The organism is Halorubrum tibetense (assembly GCF_042661865.1).
GTDB lineage: Archaea > Halobacteriota > Halobacteria > Halobacteriales > Haloferacaceae > Halorubrum > Halorubrum tibetense.
The window spans coordinates 1-3,533 of the sequence record NZ_JBHSWW010000254.1; the positions used below are offsets into that span (position 1 = coordinate 1).

The following is a 3,533-nucleotide window of genomic DNA, read 5'->3' on the forward strand; positions in this document are numbered from 1 at the left end:
GGCGGCTCCTTCGTGACCGCGACCGCGCCGTCCCACGCCACCGTGCGATCCATGCGCGCCAACCGATGGGCCGCGTCGCGCGCGCCGCCGATGTGGAGGTACTCGTCGAACCCGTCGAGGTCCCTGAGCGTCTCCCGACGGAAGGCGACGTTACCGCTCGTGAAGTACGTCACCTCCTGGCCCGCGATCCGACGACGCTCCGGCCCGTGTTCGGGTTCGTCGTCCGATCCACTCTCGTCGCCGTCAGCCGTCATCCCGGGGTCGGCCCCCGCTTCGTCGCCCGCCTCGTTGCCCGCGGCGTCCGCGTTCGATCCGGTCGGCGTCGCCGGTCCGGTTACCACGTCGGCCTCCGCTAGGCCGCGTCGCACTCCGTCGACCCACGAGTCGGCGATCCGGTTGTCGTAGTCCACGAGCGCGACGGCGTCGCCGGTCGCCACCTCGATCCCGGCGTTCCGCGCGACGTTGACCGTGCGGTCGGAGATCTCGACGAGCACGTCGACGTCGTCCCGGTCACGAACCATTCCGGTGGTGCCGTCCGCGGACGGACCGTTGACGACGATCACCTCCGCGTCGGGCGCGCCGGCCGCCACCGAGTCGAGGCAGGCGGCTAACCGGTCCCGGCCGTTGAGCGTCGGGACGACGACCGACAGGTCCATACGGGTGACGATCGCCCCGGGGATATAAAAAGGACCCCGTGACGTGACGGCGGGAAAAAGCAGGCTGTTGGACGGGACGGGAACGGTCGAAAACGGGTGGTCCGTGGGGTCAGACCGTCAGGTAGTACACCTGCTTGCGGGCGTCCTTGAAACTGTACCGCGAATCGACCAGCTCCTCCTCCTCCAAGCGGTTGAGCGCGTAGCGTACGGTGCGGTCGGGCAGCAGCGACTCCTCGGCGAGACCGCCCTGTGAGAGCGGCGAGTCGCTCTCCAACACTTTCGCGACGAGCTTGGCGCTGGGCGGGAGCTCGCGCAGACGGTCGCGGTATTCGCTTTCGGACAGACGGTCCTGGTCGGGTGTCCCCACGGGACTGGTACTCATACGACAGGAGGAGTCACTGCCTATTGGTAAAGGTTGGCTACATATGGGGGAATCCTATCGTAAGTGTATAAGGTGTTAATATCAGTAGTCGGATCGCCGTCAATACCGATCGATCGGGCGGATTTTTGTCGCGGCGACCCGAACCGTTCGACGTGATCCCGGAGTCGCACGTCGATATCTTCGAGAAGGAATCGTTCGCTCATTTCGCGACGGTGTTACCCGACGGCACCCCACACGTCACGCCGGTGTGGGTAGACCACGACGATCGGGAGTACGTCCTCGTGAACACGGCTCGCGGCCGTCGCAAGGAGCGGAACGTGCGGGCGAACCCGAAGGTCGGCGTGAGCGTGGTCGACCCCGACGACCCGTACCGGTACGTCTCCGTCCGCGGCGAGGCCGAACTCACCGAGGAGGGCGCGAAAGCGCACATCGACGAGCTGGCACGGCGGTATTTCGATGTCGACGAGTACCCGCACCACGGCGAGGAGTCCGGCCCTCGGGTGCTGATCCGGATCCCCACCGAGGAGATATCGACGAGCGGCTGACGGGCCGCCCGCGGGACCGTCGCGCCGCGACGGTCCTCGATTATTATTGGACCGCGACCGGGTCCGCTCGTCGCGCATCCAGTACGGTTTTGGTCGTTCGGTGTTCATCGGCAGTATCGTGAAGGGTCAGGACTGGTATCAGGCCGACGAGGTGGCCGAGGAGTACGACGACGTCCGGTTCACGGGCGGCGGTGCGCTCATCGACCGGCGCGAGAAGGAGGCCGTGCTCTCCGCGCTCGGACCGATCGACGAGGGACACCGCGTGCTGGAGGTCGCCTGCGGCACCGGTCGGTTCACGACGATGCTCGCCGACCAGGGTGCCGACATCATCGGCCTCGACATCTCCCGTGAGATGCTCGAACAGGGACGCGCGAAGGCGGCCGACGCGGGGCTCTCCGACACCGTCGAGTTCATGCGCGGGGACGCCTCGCGGCTCCCGTTCCCGGACGACCACTTCGACTCCGTCGTCGCGATGCGCTTTTTCCACCTGATGGAGGAGCCGCTGCAGTTCATGCGGGAGCTCCGTCGGGTGAGCAGGGATCAGGTGTTCTTCGACACGTTCAACGGACGGAGCCTCCGCGTGCTGTACACGTGGCTGCTCCCGATGGGCTCGCGGCTCTACTCCGAGCGGCAGGTAGCCACGATGCTCGGCGAAGCCGGCCTGACGCTCGCCGGCGAGGAGCACGACTTCGTCCTCCCGTACGGGTTCTATCGCGAGCTCCCCGGGATCATCGCCACCCCGTTCCGCGCGCTCGACGAGCTGATCGGAAACACGATCCCCGGCGACTACGTCGCCTCCGTCTCCTACTGGGACGCGCGGGTCCCGGACCGCGACCGCGCCGCCGACTGATCCGCGGGTCGCGTCCGGCGGGTCGCGTCCGGGACGCTCAGACGTCGTCGTCGATCACTTCGCCGACCGCGAAGTTCGATTTCACTTCGGTCACTTCGATCTTCACGCGCTCGCCGACCTCCGTGTCGGGCACGATGATCACGTACCCTCGCTCGACACGGGCGATCCCGTCGCCCTGCTTGCCGAGGTCCTCGATCTCGACGTACCGCATCTCGCCCGGCTCGACCGGCGGCTGCGGTCCGTCCTCGTGGGCGCTTCCGCCCCCACGGTCGTCGACGTCGGCGTCGTTCTCGAAGTCGTCACGCGCGATGAGCGCGACCCGGTACGTCTCCCCGGGTTCGAGCGACCCGGTGTCGACCTCCCGGCGCGGCACCTCGATCACGTACTCGTCGTCCTCCTCGCGGATATCGGCACTGAACAGACAAAGGAGCTTCTCGGAGATTTCCATGCTAAGACTCCACCGAAACGTCGGGGCCCCACACCATAGTTGTACCGCCCGTTCCGACCCAGCTCCGACTGTTGGCAGGGTGGGGTCGAGGGCTCCGGTCGCCTCCGCGCGAGCGGACGGGACCTCGGTCAGTCGCCGTCGGAGTCGCCCCCGTCGACCGGCGTCCCGTCCACCCGCTTCGGCCCCTCAGAGTCGAACACGACCGCGCCGCCCGCGCGGGCCGACGCGGTCGGGTCGTAGCCGTCCCGAACCCCGATCGCCTCCCGCAGCTCCCGGACCGCCCGCTCTTTCAACGCTTCCGCCAGCGCCTCCGCGTCCGCCCGGTCGATGTCGCGCCCGAGCCCCTCACACTCGTGGGCCCGTACCAGCCCCTGGGCGTCGACCGCCTCGCCCATCGGCTGGCTCGTTCCGCCGAGCGCGACGCTGAACGGATACGTCCGGCAGATCAGCGGTCGGGCGTCGTGGACGGTACACGCCCCCTGCCCGTCCGTCTCCTCGTAGAAGGTACAGTCGCCGCAGTCGTCGGTCGCGAGCGCCCACTCGAACGTCTCGCCCGCGGGCTCGCCGTCGTCGCCCTCGACGAGACCGTACGGCATCGGTCGGGCGACGTCGCGCCAGTCGTACGCCTCGTCGAACCGCTCCTCCGCGGCGT

General features: G+C 68.2%; 6 protein-coding genes. 2 read left to right on the plus strand and 4 right to left on the minus strand.

What is annotated here, in order from left to right:
• Together ACFQEU_RS13095 and ACFQEU_RS13100 are read right to left on the minus strand one after the other, a co-directional pair.
• Positions 1–656: glycosyltransferase family 2 protein (locus tag ACFQEU_RS13095; RefSeq protein WP_379782845.1), on the minus strand; the 656-nt coding region annotated here is incomplete at its 3' end.
• A 109-nt stretch (positions 657–765) separates the two neighbouring features.
• A complete protein-coding gene (locus ACFQEU_RS13100; RefSeq protein WP_379782847.1) occupies positions 766–1,038 on the minus strand; it encodes a helix-turn-helix domain-containing protein in 273 nt (90 codons plus the stop codon).
• 152 nt (positions 1,039–1,190) lie between these two features.
• On the opposite strand from ACFQEU_RS13100, the gene ACFQEU_RS13105 reads away from it, so the two are divergent.
• Together ACFQEU_RS13105 and ACFQEU_RS13110 are read left to right on the plus strand one after the other, a co-directional pair.
• Positions 1,191–1,583, plus strand: a complete 393-nt coding sequence (locus ACFQEU_RS13105) for a PPOX class F420-dependent oxidoreductase (RefSeq protein WP_379782849.1) — start codon at positions 1,191–1,193, stop codon at positions 1,581–1,583.
• A 118-nt stretch (positions 1,584–1,701) separates the two neighbouring features.
• On the plus strand, positions 1,702–2,433 hold the full coding sequence (locus ACFQEU_RS13110) for a class I SAM-dependent methyltransferase (protein WP_379782851.1): 732 nt from the start codon (positions 1,702–1,704) through the stop codon (positions 2,431–2,433).
• A 37-nt stretch (positions 2,434–2,470) separates the two neighbouring features.
• Here the strand turns inward: ACFQEU_RS13110 and ACFQEU_RS13115 are convergent, their stop codons facing one another.
• Together ACFQEU_RS13115 and ACFQEU_RS13120 are read right to left on the minus strand one after the other, a co-directional pair.
• Complete coding sequence (locus ACFQEU_RS13115) at positions 2,471–2,881, minus strand: TRAM domain-containing protein (protein WP_379782853.1); 411 nt, start codon at positions 2,879–2,881, stop codon at positions 2,471–2,473.
• A 128-nt stretch (positions 2,882–3,009) separates the two neighbouring features.
• On the minus strand, positions 3,010–3,533 hold a 524-nt coding region (locus tag ACFQEU_RS13120; protein WP_379782855.1), incomplete at its 5' end, for a YkgJ family cysteine cluster protein.

What these genes read in the sequence shown, in the direction of transcription:
- ACFQEU_RS13115 (WP_379782853.1), bottom strand. Translation starts at nt 2,881, where the DNA reads ATGGAAATCTCCGAGAAGCTCCTTTGTCTGTTCAGTGCCGATATCCGC.
- ACFQEU_RS13100 (WP_379782847.1), bottom strand. Translation starts at nt 1,038, where the DNA reads ATGAGTACCAGTCCCGTGGGGACACCCGACCAGGACCGTCTGTCCGAA.